The sequence below is a fragment of the Limosilactobacillus fastidiosus genome (genome assembly GCF_014145505.1).
GTDB classification, from domain to species: domain Bacteria; phylum Bacillota; class Bacilli; order Lactobacillales; family Lactobacillaceae; genus Limosilactobacillus; species Limosilactobacillus fastidiosus.
Genome location: NZ_JACIUZ010000044.1, coordinates 18,480 through 33,286, shown reverse-complemented (window position 1 = coordinate 33,286; position 14,807 = coordinate 18,480). Strand labels below are relative to the sequence as shown.

Below are 14,807 nucleotides of genomic sequence, written 5' to 3'. Positions count from 1 at the left end.
AATTGCCCAAGCAATTGATGCAACGATTAATCCATCTGCAAAGCTCTGCCAATCCATCCTTATCACTTCCTTTCATATTTAATTCCGAAGTCTTTAATCAACGTGATAATGAATTTATTCGCAGCAGGTGTTGTCTTCCGACCAGCTAAGTAGTCAGAGACATCCTGCTTGTTCATGCCATACATAGTTGCAAGCTGAGCCTGAGAAATATCATTCTCAGCCAAGTAATTAAGAATACGTTGCCGACCGTTTAATGTTTCTGGCATTGTGTTGCCTCCTTTCTGATAAAATTAAAAATAGTTCAATATAAAGGTGGTGAAAATATTATGGTAAAAATCACACTTATAAATGGCGACATTATATATATCAAATCAACAACTGAAGTTCATGCTTACAAAGCACTTGATGCAAAATTAGGTAGTCAACCATATTACTTAAAGCAAGTTTTCGATGGCACTATTACCGATGGTAAAGAGCTAGATGTTACAAATCCCGCAATTTCAATTAGTGGATTGGTAGCATCGACTGACTTCATTGAAATAAACGATAGTGGTTATAAGTTTATTAAGACTTCGGCAGTAGCTAATATTCAACTTACTGATTAAGTGCAAGCCGTTCTAAATTTCGTATCAAATTATCAATAAGTTCGTGTGTTTGAGAATTGCTGTAAAAAGCAAGTTGTTCTCGCAAAAACATACGAGCTTTTTTATTACTGCCAAACGTAAGCAGGAGACTATCGGTGTAATCGTTAATCATTTTCGAGTAATCATTAGCGAGCTTTTTAAACCGTTCCTTAGTGTCCATTATTTTCCTCCTTTCATTTATTCCACCATCCCACCCAGCGTAAGTAAAAATGTAAGTATTTATTGTAGAAAATAATTGACTGTCTCTACAATAAAGTGTAGACTTTGAGTGTAGTTAAATAAGCGAGCAATACCATACGACACGTGCTGAAATAGTGGTTTTATGTAGCACGGGCCTCATAATTACTGCTTGCGTTTTTGCTTACAAAATAACTTACAAGGATAGTGTATTAAACTTTAATGTAGATGTCAACATGATTCTATCATAAAGTTTAAATTCATTTTCCTTTTAATTGGGAGAACGTAGATATGACAGTATTTGATAGAGTTAAAAAGCTTGCTGAAAAGCAAGGAATATCTATTGTTGAACTAGAAGAGAAACTTGATTTCGGTAGGAATTCACTATATTCATGGAAAAAGAAAACGCCAAACGGTGATCGTTTGAAGAAGGTTGCTGATTTTTTTAACGTTACAACCGATTACTTATTAGGAAGAACATCAACTCCTACATTCACTCGCAGAGATGAGCGTGACGTTCAAAAGACGTTGGAGGGGATGATTGAGGGACTTAGTGACAAAAACGCTCTTTCATATATGAAGAACGGTGATGAAGAAATAAGTGAAGAAGATGCTGAGCTTCTTCGTGCTTCACTAGAAAATGCAGTTCGCACGTCTAAGATTCTTGCTAAGAAGAAGTTCACTCCAAAGAAGTACCGCAAGAACAATGATTAGTGAGGTGGTATGAATGCGTACTGCTGATTGGATAAAGAAAAAAGCCCACGAAGTTGTATACAACGCAGGCACAAATAATCCAATGAAGATTTGCGAAGAAAATGGTATTTATGTTTGCCACCAGAATCTTGGTCGTGCCTTCCTTGGGCACTACACGAACATCAAACGTATTCCTTTAATTACCCTCTCCGCACAAAACAATGAGTTTGAGGATAATTATGCTTGTGGTCACGAACTTGGTCACCATTACTGCCATCACGGAAACAATACTGAATGGCTTTCTCGAAACAACTTGAAGTTTAATACCATAGGCTCTGAATACGAAGCAAATTTATTCATGGTAAATATAATGCTTGAAGGAGTTGATGTATCTGAATTTGAAACTAAAGAACAATTACTCAAGGCTTGTGGTATTCCGCTATGGGCTGAAAGATACGTAGAACTTTAAATAATATGGTCCAAAATCTGATGACACTAAAAGCTGATATTACTGCGGAGGAGATCTTAAATGGATACTTTATATTTTTTTAGTGGTTTATTTTACCTTATTGGTATTTTAGCGATACTGGTTATAATCGGTTTCCTAATTACTTGGCTTGTTGGGAAGTCATCAAAGAGCTTAACAATTAAAAAAGTTGGTAAAAGAGGTTCAGCGATTACTGGTATTGTTTTGGTTGTTTCATTTTTACTAGGTGGTGTTACACAAGCTGGTTATAACCAAATTGTTACTAAACGCAACGAACTGTTTGCTAATTACGCCTCTAAATACGAATCATTGTATTTAAAAACAGCTTCTAAAGCAGAAGACATCGGTAATGCAGAACAAAAGGATTGGTCTGATGCCATTGATGATTCTGACAGTGAAGATGACTTCGACCCAGATAAAACAATCACAGATTCAATGGATGACAATGCGGATGATATTGATGACGTTACTACTAATATGCATAAAATAAAGACTTACGTGGACGGCATGAAGAACAACGAAACAGATAGTCACAGTTTCAAAAAGTATCAAAAGTCATATACAGAATTAAAGAAATTAACAAATTTGGTTACCTCACCTTCTGGTAGTTATAATTCGTTCACTGACAAATTTGGAGACTATGATACTTCAACTGCAACTGCTTACGAAGACTTTTAAAATATAAATATACAAAAAAGCCCTGCTAGTGCTGGCACACTAACAGGACCAAGGGTTGATAAAGTATTGGCGTACACTATCAACCCTTCTATTTTAGCATACAAATAGGAGGAATATATCATGTCTCAAGTATTTAAGCGCGGCAAAGCATGGTCAGCAAGAATCCAATGGACGGATGACGACGGAAAACGATGTTCAAAATCTCAAAGTGCTTTTCCAACAAAAGCATTAGCGAACAAATGGGTTATTGAACAAAAAGCTAAACTTAACAAAGGTGTTCAAATTGATAAAGAAATATCACTTGTAGATTATTATGAGCAATGGTTTAACACATATAAGAAAGAAAAATTAGCAGATATAACTATAAATCGTTATGTATATACAGGGAATGCACTTAAAAAGTTTTTCAAAGACACTAATATAAAAAATATCAAACGTTCCGATTATCAAAAATTCATAAATTGGTATGGTGCTAATCATGCACCGGTAACAGTGAAGAAAGTCAATTCAATTATTCGATCGTGCGTAAAATCAGCAATTCTTGACGATTACCTGTTCAAAGATTTTACCCAACGTGTAGAACTTTCTGCTAATAAAAGTAAAGTTATCAAAGTCGATTATCTGAACCTTGATGAAATCAAAAGTCTTGTAAAAGGTACTACCAAAAACATTGAATTGCGACCAGGATTTACTTCTCGTTTTATGATTATTACCGCAATTTATACAGGAATGCGACTATCGGAAATTCAAGCTCTTACTTGGAAAGATATTGATTTTTTGCATCAAGCAATTGATATAAATAAATCGTGGAATATGAAGCAGAAAGATTTTAAGCCGACTAAAAACGAATCAAGTAATCGGATAATTAAAGTAAATACAGAACTCTTGCATTACTTAAAGATTTTACGTGATCATCGAAAATCTAATTTAGTATTTTTCAACCAGTTCGGCACTATCCCTACTTCTAATGCAGTCAATAAGACGCTGAGAGAGCTTCTAGGCAGTCTTAATATACATCGACGTAACTTTCACTTTCACTCGCTTAGACACAGCCACGTGGCTCTCCTGCTAGCAAATGGGGTAGATCTATATGCAATCAGCAAGCGACTTGGTCACAGCAACATTTCCACAACCGCAAATGTATATGCTTATCTAATTGACGAATACAAAGACAAAACTGATAAACAAATATTACAGGCCCTATCATCAATTTAAATGTGTGCAGAATGTGTGCAGAGGTCACAATTTTACCCGTTTTTATGCATTTTTCAAAATAAATAAAATACGCTGTAAATCCTTTTATATCAAGGGTTTACAGCGTATTTACGTTTTCACACATTTTCTCAAAAATGCCCCAGGCAGGATTCGAACCTGTACATGGAAACCCATACAACGACCTGAACGTTGCGCGTCTGCCAATTCCGCCACTGGGGCATCGTTATTTTACAAATAACAACAAACTCATTATACCGAAATCTTACTGAATTACAAGCCCTATTTATCCTCAATAAACTGGATCATTGTCCCGTAACCGGTTAATACTAAAAACTTTGGTGCCACTTGAACATTTGCCACATTGGTATTAAAGCGGACACCAACAATCCCATCTGCATCCTTCTCTGCAGCTCGTTCACGCAATTTCTGTTGAACTTCAGTAAATAATTGATCTAGTGATTCAAACGAATCAATTGCATCACTTGGTAACATTAAATGAACCGTTGCGTTAACAACCCCTAAAACTTTATGCGCTTGTGGGTAATCCTCAGTTGAAAGAAACATCCAACCACCTCCAAAATAATTATACCAGATTTACCTACCCTTAACTGAGACAAGAAAATTTCCCAACACTTAGGGCTCCTCCGACTTTTACTGGTGAGGGAACGCTCACTTAATACTATCGTTCACTTCCTCATAGTATTTACGGAAGGAGCTTTGCCACTTTGCACTGGAACATTACAAACTATTGATTCTCCTCTTCCGCAAAGTCGTTTTTTATTCGTTACCACCCGATAGTGGGCTCTGGATTAAGATCTTTCCGGTTACTATTACGTTACTTCTAACCTACTCCATAACTCCCTTCGGCCCTATTGGAACAAGAAGTTTAAATTTTACCTAATTTCCTTCCTAACTAATTAATGGATCGCCTTTAATACTCTCTTTCAGGGATCAGCTAGTTAAGAATTCGTGAAAGCATTAATAACACTGCAACCAAATTATTCAATCCGTGCAATAGCATTGAGTTTCGAATATCACCACTCTTCCAGTAAACGTAGGCCAAAGTCATCCCCATTACACAATACAAAAGAAAACTAATAATGTTCGTACTTAGATGCCCTGCCGAAAACACGATCCCCGATAAGATCACTTTAGGCCAGAAAGTATTTGACTTAAAGAACATGTTCATTAATACTCCACGAAAAACCAACTCTTCCGCTATCGGCGTTAATACTACTGCTGAAATTACAAACACAACCGTTACTAGCGGATTACCTCCTAAGATTGCCATTAAACTCTGATTATTAGCTGTTTCTGTCTGATGATAAATTAAAAGATCCAACATTCCAAGAATATATTCACTAGCTAATATTACCAGGTAACCACCAATAATTAGCTTCAGGTTAATTTTTCCCATAATCGGTAACTGATTATGATTATGATATTCTTGGCGAGCCCACATAATTATAAAGTAATAAAGGAGTAAAGAAATTATGATTAAGATTATCGTTTTTATCGTAATCTGATGGCTTCGATCAGCAATTCGCATTGCGGTTAATGGCAAACCAACACATACGAAAAGGACGACCATTAAGCCGACTCGCCTAACGAAAGAAAAGACTTTACTCATTCTTTTTTCCCTTTTTTTCTTGAAGACGCTGTTGCTTCCGCCGTTGGAAACTCCACTTAGCTGTTACCCTTGTTACTAATAAGTTAGCAATCACAAAACCTAAAATCCATAAAATGTACATTGACCATCCAGAAATCACTTTGCAAATAGTCAATGCCACTAAAATTGCGAAAATAATTAATGGTGGTAAAACCACTTTTAAAACTAATTCTGCTTTCACTCTTTAACCCTCCACACTCATTTCAAGAAATTCATAAATATTTTAGCAAACTAATCTTGGTGAAAGACATCTTCTAATATCTGTTTAGTCGTTGCCATTTGTGTCCCACGGGATCGCACATAGTCAATCTGAGAAATAAGAATATTATACGCCCACATAGAAGATAAATCTTTTTCGTTGAAATAATGAAGATTCAAAGTGATTTCATTTAAATCGTGAATCATTCCCGAAAAATCATCTACTCCTTGGTATTTCTTTGTTCCAATAACTACCGGTAAGTGGTTATTAGCAGAATCTCTTAATACATTCATTAGGATATTCCCGGTTGTGATCTTTGGATGATCATCCAAGAACTGTTGCACCCGCCAAATATCAAAATAGTGGTTCTCATGAGCTACCTTTGTCTTCTCCGAAACGGTTGTTAAATAATCTGTCTGATCTTTAACCGTATCAATACTTTCAATCCGGATGGCAATTAAGCCATTGATCTTACCATCCCAATCAATACTAATCATTAAGCAAAAATAGTTATCGAAGCCAACTATAAAACCAACGTTAAAATATTCGTCTCCCTTAATATTATGTACTTCAACCAGTTTTCCTTGTTGTTTGGCAATGGTTAACTTGATCCTAACATCTTGCTTATTTGGTTGTTCCAAATCATTGCCCCCTAATTGTCATTCGATTAATCAAATAAAAATTCATCAAAAATAGTCTATCAAGAATTACAAAGTAAATTCAATTAATAAAACCTTACAAGTCGATAAACGATTAATTACTACTACAAAATATATCAAAATTTGAATAGGAATCCACTATTTTTTGTAGTAAGATAATTCTTGTGTTTAAAAATATAGTAAAGAGGGGCCAACATGGTGATAATTACTGCAGGAATGATTGGTGTCGGAAAAACCACCTTAACTGGTAAGATTGCGGAACATTTACATACAACAGCCTACTATGAACCTGTAGGTGAAAACCCAGTACTACCACTTTATTATGCGAATCCAAAACAATATGGATTCCTATTACAAATTTATTTCCTTAATAAACGTTTTTCAATGATTAAACAGGCACTATCTGATGATAACAATGTCTTGGATCGTTCAATTTATGAAGATGCATTATTTACCCGTGAAAATAACGCAGAAGGAAATATCAGTGATACTGAATTAGAAGTTTACCTAAAATTATTAGATAATATGATGGCGGATCTTGAACGATTACCAAAAAAAGCGCCTGACTTAATGGTTTATTCTGAAACTGACTTTGAAACAATCCTTTACCGGATTAAGAAGCGTGGTCGAGATTACGAACAAATTGATAAGAATCCGGAATTAAAAGACTACTACTACAAAATGTGGAGTGCTTACAAGGACTGGTACCGAAATTATGATGCAAGCCCAAAAATGAAAATTGACCTTGAAAAGTATGACTTAGAAAATCCACGGAATGTCGACGCCGTTTTGGCAATGATCGACGAACGCTTGAAGGATATTCGTCATTAATATTTTATTTAATTAACTCAATAATTCGAAGACAAGCTCCTCAAATTGGCTAAAAACTAATTTGAGGAGCTTTTTCTCTCTCATTAACTAATCAATAGCTTTTTCAGTCCCGTAAGTACTCCTGCTGATGCAGCCCCTCCAACAATTGAAACTACTGGTGAAATTTTCTTATGTTTAGGAAGAGTCCGATGAGAAGAGGCTTTTACATGTTTTTTAGGCGGTTGTTCCAATTGTTGATATCCTCTAGTAAGACTATTTTCACTTCCACTTTTCTTCAATCCATCATATCTTGTTAGTTGATAACTCTCGATAATTTGGTTTAACTTCTTATCATAATTTGGATCTGTTGCATAACGCCCTACAAGAGCTCGTGTTGCTTCCCGGTAATCCTTAACTACTGATCGATGAACTTGCTTGTACAAAGGTTGCTGCAGTGTTTCAGCATAATCACGTAATGACTGAATATCACTAGTATACGAACGAAATATATCTTGAACCTGTCTTGGCCGCCCATTAATAAATTCGGTCGTTGATTTTAATGTTCCCTGACCACCAAAATGTCCTTTAACTCCAAACAGGTTATGATGTGGCGCAAGGCTTAAGTCACTTGAACCCCAGTTACTTTCTAATGCTGCTTGGGCAATAATGATGGATGGATATAGGTCAAATTCTTTTCCAATTTGCTGTGCATGCTTAGCGATTCTTGCAATAAAGCGGGCTTGATTAGGTAGCGGTTGCCGATGGGGATACTTTTCCTGATCAAGAAGAGGCTCGCTTACACCACTATTTTTTATATGGGAATCTTTTTGTTCATCATTTTCCTTCCCCCACTGTTTTTCTTGTTCTAACCCCTTCTGATAAGCAGCTTGTTCAACTGGATTATCAAATGAACGTGTTTGTCCTGCCAATTGATCCGCTATCCCCAATTGAAAAGCCTGTCGATACTTTTGCGTAGCATTATGAAACTGAATGAGAAATTCACGTGTGTATTCATCACCATGGCTTCGTAATCTTTGTACACTTACTTCTTCCTGACTAATTACCGCAACCTCAGCATCATTCCGCGCCTCATTTCCCTCATTAGCCAACCCTGTTAACGATGTATTGAGTGATACGAGCATTACTATTGTCCCTAAAATAACTTTATCTTTCATTTATTTCACTCCCCATTTAACTCTCTAACTAATAAATACGGGGTAATTGAAAAAATGCACTTTTTAATTTTAAAAAAAATCAAAATTCGGTTTCCCGAATTTTGATGTCTCATTCATTCTTTGGAGACGCATCCCCTTTATTCAATTAATAAACTATAACTGGCTCATTAACTTCAAGACTATTATATGCTCCTTCAGCATCACTTGGATGCATGTTTGCACAACCATTTGAACCATCATTTAGGTAAGCAGTCTTAGACCAGTTATGCCGCCATGAAGCATCATGGAAGCCACAACCACTATCAGTAAATTGAGCCCAGTATTGAACCTTACTGCTGTAACTAGAACCATTATCACTTGTCCCGCGTAAAACCGATGGTGATTGCTTATACATGATATACCAGACTCCCTTTGGCGTCTGATCAGCCTTATTACTCATCTTTCCGGTAACAACATCAACTTCATCTACACACTTACCGTCCTTATAGAACCAAGCATGTTGTGAAGCAATTGAAATAACAGCATAGGTATTACCAATTCCATCATTTTCTGTTACACCATAACCAGTTCCACGGCGGTTATAACCGATTCCGTAAATATCATCCTTCGCATTAACCGAAGATTTACCAGCCGCAATTGCATTAGCTAAAGTCTTTCCGGCACGCTCAGCACTGATCTTCCACCCGTAACTACCATCTTTAATTGTTGTTATTTCTTTACCTTCGGGTGTTTTAAACTTAAATGCTTTCCCTAGCGTTGCCTGTTTTTGATTAATTTGCTTAATTTTTTTATCAACTGCAGACGTATCATAGTGGTATTGATCGTCTTTATAGGTAGCACTAGTAATCACATCAGTAGTTGTAAAATGATAAGTCTGCTTTTCAACCTGATAGTTAACCTTTTTCCCGCTTAACTTCTGCAACTGTTTCTTTTCATTTTGAACCGTTTTACTATTCGTTGAAAGTGGTTGCTGTTGTTTGGCACTAAGAGAAATTTTACTATTATAGGCCTGAGAACTCAGTTGTTTAAGAACACGTTGCACATCAATTCTCGTTCCTCGTTGTCCCTTATGGACTATTACTTTACCATTACGTAATTCCGCATAGGCATTAACCGGTGCTTGACGTCCCTTATTCATCTGTTGAAGTGTCGATTGAACAATTGCCTTCTTGGTATCATATTGGCTGAGCTCCCGTCTAATTGGCTTAATTTGTAACGAATAAGCTTTCCGTGAAGGGAAAAATGAAAATTGCTGATGGAAAAGATCCTTCATCTTTGTCTCATCTGTTGCAGTTAATGATGAATCACTATCAGGGCCATCATAAATCAAATCACCATTTAGATAAACACGATTGGTGTTCTTAGCTGTTTTAACTTTCTGAAATGCTTGCTTAGTCGTCAAGCCACCAACATTAATCCCGTTAACAGTAACATTTCGGTTAAAATGGTGTGCTTGATGCCACCAATTTACACTAATTATAATCACTAATAACCCAATAATTGCTAATAATACGTGCTTTAATTGAAACCGCATCGTTAAATACTCCTTACATCGAATCAGTAATAACAAAGTATCGACTGCCCTATTTTACCACGATCTGTCACAATTAGCATATTTTACCGAACATACGTTGTGCGCAAAGTGAAATTTTTCATTTTATATTTTTTACTAAGATAAGTACTCACTAAAAGGCTTCCAGGTCCAAAAATGGGCCTAGAAGCCTTTTACTTTAAGCAACGTCTTTTTAAATTTCTGGATAACTACTTTCTTTAATAGCCAACTTTTTATTATCTAAATCGGTTTTTACCACCATTACGTCGCAAGGAGCCACTCGAACAGTGTAAGCAGCAGTCGAACCTACGATCAACCGACCAATTGCATTTAGACCGGTAGCGCCAATCACAATCAAATCAATCCCGTTATCCTTTGGGAACTTCTCGGCTAATTCAACCTTTGCGTTTCCAATTTCAACATCAGTGTGAACTTCCTTAACCCCGGCTTTTTCGGCCTTTTGTTTTTCTTCAGCTAAGCGTTTGTTCATCGTTTGAACTGCAGAATCATAAATACTCTTGTCGACAAAGCCAAAGCCGCTTGGACTTGTTGTTGGGTAGCGTTCTCCATTGATTACACTAATTAAATATAAAGTTGCATTATTCATCTTTGCAATATCGACAGCCTTAGCTAAAGCCATTTCTGACTGCTTTGAACCATCAATTCCAACAAGAATCTTTTGGTAACTCATAATTGACACCTCCAATTAATTAAGTTAAATCTTATCGGATTTCACCCTTATTTTACCACAATGCTAGCTAACTACTTAATCAGTTACTAAGTCATTGATTGCCTGCATGTAGATTGCCATTGAAGTAATCAAATCATCAACTGGTTGGAATTCATTAGCTTGATGCATGGTATTTGGCGTATTAGGCATTAACGCGCCAAAGGCAACCCCTCGCTTCATTAACCGTCCATAGGTTCCGCCACCAACTACTTCTGGCTTAGCGTCTTGATCCCCACTAATATCGGTGTAGGCCTTCATTAATGTTTTTACAATTTGATCTTTAGGATCAACATAATGTGGTTCTTGGCCTTCACCTTGATTAACCGTAATCTTTAATGGTTTCGTGACCTGCTCAACTTTTTCCTGAATTTCATCTGGGGTTATTCCCTTAGGATAACGGAAATTCATGTTGATTTTACCACCATTTTCTTCAGTAAAGTTTAAGATTCCGGCATTCATTGTCAATTCACCCATTACGTTATCCGTAAACGCACTATTAAACTTCTTCATCCGAGTATCAAGGTGGAGATATTCAGCAAGAAATTTAATAAAACTAGCAGCCCCGCCAGCAAAATCATACTGATTCAAGAATAAGGCCAAGTAGGTCGCTGCATTAATTCCCTTTTCCGGTTCCATTCCGTGAGCAGCTTTCCCAATCACAGTTATCTTTAAGCCATCCATTGTTTCCTCAATTTGGCCAGTAACCGGATTTTCATCAATAAATTGGCCAAATGCGCTCATAACCTTTTCCTTATCTGAAGTGGTAATTTCCGCTACAGCTTCTCGTGGTACCATATTAAAACGCAAGCCTGATTTGAAACTCTTCAACCGTGCTGTACCCTCGTTTCCTGCTGGGACATCTAGAAGAAGTGAGAATTGTCCCTTCTCACCATTAATTACTGGGAATTCCGCATCAGGTGAAAAGCCAAGTGTTGGTGCTGGTTCAACTTCAAAGTACCGGTGCATCCCCGTCCAGTTGCTTTCCTCATCTGTTCCAACAATAAACCGCACTTTCTTGTTAAATTTAACTCCCTGATCCTTTAAATATTTAAGGGCGTAGTAGCAAGCCATTCCAGGTCCCTTATCATCAGAGGCACCACGAGCATATAACTTTCCGTCCTTAATAACCGGCTTAAACGGATCAGTCTCCCAGCCTTTACCGGCAGGCATTACATCGAGGTGGGCTAAAATAGCAAGTGTTTCATCACCCTCACCCCATTCTGCATAACCAACGAGGTTATCAATACTTTTTGTACGGAAGCCGTCGTTTTTTGCCATCTTTAAGAATTCTTGTAATGCTTTAGCTGGCATTGGTCCTAAAGGATATTCGTCAGTTGCTGCCTGATCATCACGAACACTGGGAATCTCCAATAGAGTAGTCAGGTCTTTTAAGTAACTTTCTTCCTGACTTTGTGCCGCTTTCATCCAATCTGTCATTTTATCGACCTCCATTAATCTTTTCGTTAAAATAATGATACCATGAAAGTAGTCGTTTTCAGCTTGAAAGCACCCAATATAAAGGAGTTCTTAAAAATGAAAGAATTAACTGATCAAATTCTTTATGATGTCATTAAACCGCGACCCAATGATAGCTTTAAAGGAACATATGGAAAGGTCACCCTTGTTGGTGGTAACCGTAATTTTGGCGGAGCAATTATTATGGCTTCCACTGCTGCCGTCTACTCAGGGGCTGGATTAGTCACTACCGCAACTGATCCAAGCAATTCCGCTGCCCTCCACTCCCAACTACCAGAATCAATGTTTGCCGATTTTAATGATATCGACCAAGTTGCTTCATTGGTTGAACCCGCAACGACTGTCGTAGTTGGTCCTGGGCTAGGGGATGATAAATCAAGTCTTGCAATCCTTAAAAATGTCTTCGCGCATACTAATGAAAAGCAAAACGTCGTTATCGATGGCTCAGCAATTACTCTTATGGCCCGCGAAGACCTAGCCCAACCACAGGGAAATATTATTTATACCCCTCACCAAATGGAATGGCAACGCCTTTCAGGAATTAAGATCGCTGACCAAAGTGAAGAACGCAACAAGGCAGTTCAAACTAAATTAGGTGCTACCGTTGTTCTTAAAAAGCATCATACCGAAATTTATACCAATGATGAAGTTTACCAATTAACGATCGGTACTCCTGCCCAAGCCGTTGGTGGGATGGGTGACACCTTGGCAGGAATGGTTGGCGGCTTTACGGCTGAATTCTCAAAGTCACCATTAAAAGCAACCCTAGCAGCTGTGTATGCCCACAGTGCAGTTGCCGAACAGATTGCGAAGAACCAATACATCGTTCTCCCTCACCAAATTAGTAGATCACTACCAGTATTCACGAAGAAAATAGAAGCTGGAAAAACTGAACATCAAATTGGCTTTTTAAATTAAATTTTTCTATTTACCTTAGATCCAAAATAGGCTCCAAGGTTCGGAAATTTTCCGAGCTTTGGAGCCTATTGATATTTCAAACTATTTTTTAACTAATATGGAATATCTGCCGTAATCCTTGTGCTTTTGTCCCCAAGAGCTTATCAGCAAGACGGAAGTGGAGTGCTAAGTAACCATAAACACCTGCACCAACAAAGACACCAATTATTAAGGTAATAAAGGCAGTGTATCGACCGTATGGACTAATGAACAATCCTAATAAAAGCATAATTCCCTTAGTTACGACCAGCATAACAAGTGAGTATGCCAAAATTTGGTTAGTTGGAAGTGCCATCTGTTCAAAGTTCAGCCGGAATTCCCGGTTAAATGAACGAATTATGAGACAATTAATTATCATCATCGCAATTCCCGTAGCTAAAAGAGGTCCTAACCCTTGAGCTAACCAAATACATGGGAATTGAATTAGCAATTTGATCACTAAACCTATTCCTAAGTATTTCATCATCCGGCGGTTTTCTGAGATCCCTTGCATCATTGCGGCTGCTACAGTGTATAGTCCTAGTGGAATTGCCATAAATGCCGCAAATTCAAGAACAATAACACCAGCATGATTATACCGATAAAAGACGGTATATATCTGTTGAGCTACCGCATATAAGCCCAGAACAGCTGGAATCATCACAAAATAGAATAACATCAGGACATTTTCAATTTGGTTTCTCATCCCTGCATGATCATTCTTTGCTCGCGCCATTGCCAGTAATGGAATTGCGGTAACAGCCAATGCATTCGCTAACGCAATAATAATCATATACAGCTTGTTAGCATTAAACGCGAACAAGGCATATAAAACATCAATTTGATACTTAGTAAAGTGCCCAACTAGTGGCATCATCCGTTTAAAACTGTATTGATCAACTAATTGGAAAAGGTTAATTCCTGATTCAATAATGATAAATGGAATTGATTGGTAAACAATCTTCAGAATTAACTCAGTCGTTGAAACTTCTTTAACAGGTTGCTTAATTGTTCCTGATCCCTGCATACCCCCCCGATACTTAAGCCAAGCAAGGAAAAGAACGATACATGCCCCAATTGCACCAATAAATGCCGCAAACGTTGACTGACTCACCGCACTCACCCAGTTACCCTTCTGGATCTTCATGATGAGGTAAGTTGCCCCTAACATGTAAATCACCCGAAGAAGCTGTTCCACAAATTGTGAAATTGCGGATGGTGCCATCATACTATAACCTTGAAAGATTCCTCGACTAATCGCCATCAACGGGATAATAAAAATTGCCCAAGCCAACGAACGTAACACTGGGATTAGATTAGTATCACCGTTATAGACGATCGGCCATGAAGCAATATACATCATGACCGTCCCACAAATAACCCCCGATGCAAGGGCCATATACAGTGCCGAACGGTTTAACTTCTGACTAACTCCGTATTCATTCAACCCATTATAGTGCGCGACAAGTTTTGAAATAGCTGAGGGAATCCCTGCTGTTGAAATTGTAATAAAAAGACTATAAATATTATACCCTTGAGCATACAAAGCATTTGCTTCATCACTATATGCCCCTAACCAAGTAACCCAAGGAATAATGTAAATGGCCCCAAGAATGCGTGAGGTGATATTCCCCGCCGTCATCCATGCTGAACCATTCAGCATTTTTGAACGAGCAGTATCCTTTTGCTGTCCTTCACTCATAATTT

General features: G+C 37.6%; 18 protein-coding genes and 1 tRNA gene. 7 read left to right on the top strand and 12 right to left on the bottom strand.

What is annotated here, in order from left to right; all coding sequences use genetic code 11:
- Positions 1–62 precede the first annotated feature (62 nt).
- On the bottom strand, positions 63–266 hold the full coding sequence (locus H5R64_RS07490; RefSeq protein WP_182583209.1) for an XRE family transcriptional regulator: 204 nt from the start codon (positions 264–266) through the stop codon (positions 63–65).
- 60 nt (positions 267–326) lie between these two features.
- Between H5R64_RS07490 and H5R64_RS07485 the strand changes: the two genes are divergently transcribed.
- The gene (locus H5R64_RS07485) at positions 327–605 is read left to right on the top strand and encodes a hypothetical protein (RefSeq protein WP_182583207.1); all 279 of its coding nucleotides are present in this window, start codon (positions 327–329) and stop codon (positions 603–605) included.
- On the opposite strand, the gene H5R64_RS07480 is transcribed toward H5R64_RS07485, so the two are convergent.
- Positions 595–804 carry a hypothetical protein gene (locus H5R64_RS07480; protein WP_182583205.1) on the bottom strand — a complete coding sequence of 70 codons (210 nt, stop codon included), beginning with the start codon at positions 802–804 and terminating at the stop codon, positions 595–597. The genes H5R64_RS07485 and H5R64_RS07480 overlap by 11 nt on opposite strands.
- A gap of 308 nt (positions 805–1,112) precedes the next feature.
- Between H5R64_RS07480 and H5R64_RS07475 the strand changes: the two genes are divergently transcribed.
- The 4 genes from H5R64_RS07475 to H5R64_RS07460 all read left to right on the top strand — a co-directional run bounded on the left by H5R64_RS07475 (position 1,113) and on the right by H5R64_RS07460 (position 3,894).
- On the top strand, positions 1,113–1,535 hold the full coding sequence (locus tag H5R64_RS07475) for a helix-turn-helix domain-containing protein (RefSeq protein ID WP_182583203.1): 423 nt from the start codon (positions 1,113–1,115) through the stop codon (positions 1,533–1,535).
- Between the two features lie 13 nt (positions 1,536–1,548).
- Positions 1,549–1,983: an ImmA/IrrE family metallo-endopeptidase gene (locus H5R64_RS07470; protein ID WP_182583201.1), complete on the top strand. Its 435-nt coding sequence runs from the start codon at positions 1,549–1,551 to the stop codon at positions 1,981–1,983.
- A gap of 60 nt (positions 1,984–2,043) precedes the next feature.
- A complete protein-coding gene (locus tag H5R64_RS07465; RefSeq protein ID WP_182583199.1) occupies positions 2,044–2,679 on the top strand; it encodes a hypothetical protein in 636 nt (211 codons plus the stop codon).
- A 120-nt stretch (positions 2,680–2,799) separates the two neighbouring features.
- Positions 2,800–3,894: a tyrosine-type recombinase/integrase gene (locus H5R64_RS07460; protein WP_182583197.1), complete on the top strand. Its 1,095-nt coding sequence runs from the start codon at positions 2,800–2,802 to the stop codon at positions 3,892–3,894.
- Positions 3,895–4,029: 135 nt separating this feature from the next.
- On the opposite strand, the gene H5R64_RS07455 is transcribed toward H5R64_RS07460, so the two are convergent.
- The 5 genes from H5R64_RS07455 to H5R64_RS07435 all read right to left on the bottom strand — a co-directional run bounded on the left by H5R64_RS07455 (position 4,030) and on the right by H5R64_RS07435 (position 6,403).
- Positions 4,030–4,113: transfer RNA gene (locus H5R64_RS07455), tRNA-Leu, on the bottom strand.
- Positions 4,114–4,173: 60 nt separating this feature from the next.
- Positions 4,174–4,458, bottom strand: a complete 285-nt coding sequence (locus H5R64_RS07450; protein ID WP_182581687.1) for a YbjQ family protein — start codon at positions 4,456–4,458, stop codon at positions 4,174–4,176.
- A 391-nt stretch (positions 4,459–4,849) separates the two neighbouring features.
- Positions 4,850–5,524, bottom strand: a complete 675-nt coding sequence (locus H5R64_RS07445) for a CPBP family intramembrane glutamic endopeptidase (protein ID WP_182581688.1) — start codon at positions 5,522–5,524, stop codon at positions 4,850–4,852.
- On the bottom strand, positions 5,517–5,744 hold the full coding sequence (locus tag H5R64_RS07440; protein WP_182581689.1) for a hypothetical protein: 228 nt from the start codon (positions 5,742–5,744) through the stop codon (positions 5,517–5,519). Before H5R64_RS07440 ends, H5R64_RS07445 begins: the two co-directional genes overlap by 8 nt.
- A 50-nt stretch (positions 5,745–5,794) precedes the next feature.
- On the bottom strand, positions 5,795–6,403 hold the full coding sequence (locus H5R64_RS07435) for a hypothetical protein (protein ID WP_182581690.1): 609 nt from the start codon (positions 6,401–6,403) through the stop codon (positions 5,795–5,797).
- 213 nt (positions 6,404–6,616) lie between these two features.
- Between H5R64_RS07435 and H5R64_RS07430 the strand changes: the two genes are divergently transcribed.
- Positions 6,617–7,252: a deoxynucleoside kinase gene (locus H5R64_RS07430; RefSeq protein WP_182581691.1), complete on the top strand. Its 636-nt coding sequence runs from the start codon at positions 6,617–6,619 to the stop codon at positions 7,250–7,252.
- An 83-nt stretch (positions 7,253–7,335) separates the two neighbouring features.
- Here the strand turns inward: H5R64_RS07430 and H5R64_RS07425 are convergent, their stop codons facing one another.
- The 4 genes from H5R64_RS07425 to pepV all read right to left on the bottom strand — a co-directional run bounded on the left by H5R64_RS07425 (position 7,336) and on the right by pepV (position 12,125).
- Positions 7,336–8,406 (bottom strand): glycoside hydrolase family 73 protein, encoded by a 1,071-nt coding sequence (locus H5R64_RS07425; RefSeq protein WP_182581692.1) that lies wholly within the window; start codon positions 8,404–8,406, stop codon positions 7,336–7,338.
- Positions 8,407–8,551: 145 nt separating this feature from the next.
- A complete protein-coding gene (locus H5R64_RS07420; protein ID WP_182581693.1) occupies positions 8,552–9,940 on the bottom strand; it encodes a L,D-transpeptidase family protein in 1,389 nt (462 codons plus the stop codon).
- A 211-nt stretch (positions 9,941–10,151) separates the two neighbouring features.
- A complete protein-coding gene (locus H5R64_RS07415) occupies positions 10,152–10,649 on the bottom strand; it encodes a universal stress protein (protein WP_182581694.1) in 498 nt (165 codons plus the stop codon).
- A gap of 75 nt (positions 10,650–10,724) precedes the next feature.
- Positions 10,725–12,125: a dipeptidase PepV gene (pepV, locus tag H5R64_RS07410; RefSeq protein WP_182581695.1), complete on the bottom strand. Its 1,401-nt coding sequence runs from the start codon at positions 12,123–12,125 to the stop codon at positions 10,725–10,727.
- A gap of 96 nt (positions 12,126–12,221) precedes the next feature.
- Between pepV and H5R64_RS07405 the strand changes: the two genes are divergently transcribed.
- Entirely contained in the window at positions 12,222–13,082 is an 861-nt protein-coding gene (locus tag H5R64_RS07405; RefSeq protein ID WP_182583195.1) for an NAD(P)H-hydrate dehydratase, read from the top strand.
- Between the two features lie 88 nt (positions 13,083–13,170).
- Here H5R64_RS07405 and H5R64_RS07400 read toward each other — a convergent pair whose 3' ends face one another.
- Positions 13,171–14,802 (bottom strand): putative polysaccharide biosynthesis protein, encoded by a 1,632-nt coding sequence (locus H5R64_RS07400; RefSeq protein ID WP_182581697.1) that lies wholly within the window; start codon positions 14,800–14,802, stop codon positions 13,171–13,173.
- Positions 14,803–14,807 lie beyond the last annotated feature (5 nt).

Excerpts from the sequence above, each read along its gene's own strand:
- H5R64_RS07490 (WP_182583209.1), bottom strand. The coding sequence starts at position 266 with ATGCCAGAAACATTAAACGGTCGGCAACGTATTCTTAATTACTTGGCT.
- H5R64_RS07485 (WP_182583207.1), top strand. The coding sequence starts at position 327 with ATGGTAAAAATCACACTTATAAATGGCGACATTATATATATCAAATCA.
- H5R64_RS07480 (WP_182583205.1), bottom strand. The coding sequence starts at position 804 with ATGGACACTAAGGAACGGTTTAAAAAGCTCGCTAATGATTACTCGAAA.
- H5R64_RS07475 (WP_182583203.1), top strand. The coding sequence starts at position 1,113 with ATGACAGTATTTGATAGAGTTAAAAAGCTTGCTGAAAAGCAAGGAATA.
- H5R64_RS07470 (WP_182583201.1), top strand. The coding sequence starts at position 1,549 with ATGCGTACTGCTGATTGGATAAAGAAAAAAGCCCACGAAGTTGTATAC.
- H5R64_RS07465 (WP_182583199.1), top strand. The coding sequence starts at position 2,044 with ATGGATACTTTATATTTTTTTAGTGGTTTATTTTACCTTATTGGTATT.
- H5R64_RS07460 (WP_182583197.1), top strand. The coding sequence starts at position 2,800 with ATGTCTCAAGTATTTAAGCGCGGCAAAGCATGGTCAGCAAGAATCCAA.
- H5R64_RS07450 (WP_182581687.1), bottom strand. The coding sequence starts at position 4,458 with ATGTTTCTTTCAACTGAGGATTACCCACAAGCGCATAAAGTTTTAGGG.
- H5R64_RS07445 (WP_182581688.1), bottom strand. The coding sequence starts at position 5,524 with ATGAGTAAAGTCTTTTCTTTCGTTAGGCGAGTCGGCTTAATGGTCGTC.
- H5R64_RS07430 (WP_182581691.1), top strand. The coding sequence starts at position 6,617 with ATGGTGATAATTACTGCAGGAATGATTGGTGTCGGAAAAACCACCTTA.
- H5R64_RS07425 (WP_182581692.1), bottom strand. The coding sequence starts at position 8,406 with ATGAAAGATAAAGTTATTTTAGGGACAATAGTAATGCTCGTATCACTC.
- H5R64_RS07420 (WP_182581693.1), bottom strand. The coding sequence starts at position 9,940 with ATGCGGTTTCAATTAAAGCACGTATTATTAGCAATTATTGGGTTATTA.
- H5R64_RS07415 (WP_182581694.1), bottom strand. The coding sequence starts at position 10,649 with ATGAGTTACCAAAAGATTCTTGTTGGAATTGATGGTTCAAAGCAGTCA.
- pepV (WP_182581695.1), bottom strand. The coding sequence starts at position 12,125 with ATGACAGATTGGATGAAAGCGGCACAAAGTCAGGAAGAAAGTTACTTA.
- H5R64_RS07405 (WP_182583195.1), top strand. The coding sequence starts at position 12,222 with ATGAAAGAATTAACTGATCAAATTCTTTATGATGTCATTAAACCGCGA.
- H5R64_RS07400 (WP_182581697.1), bottom strand. The coding sequence starts at position 14,802 with ATGAGTGAAGGACAGCAAAAGGATACTGCTCGTTCAAAAATGCTGAAT.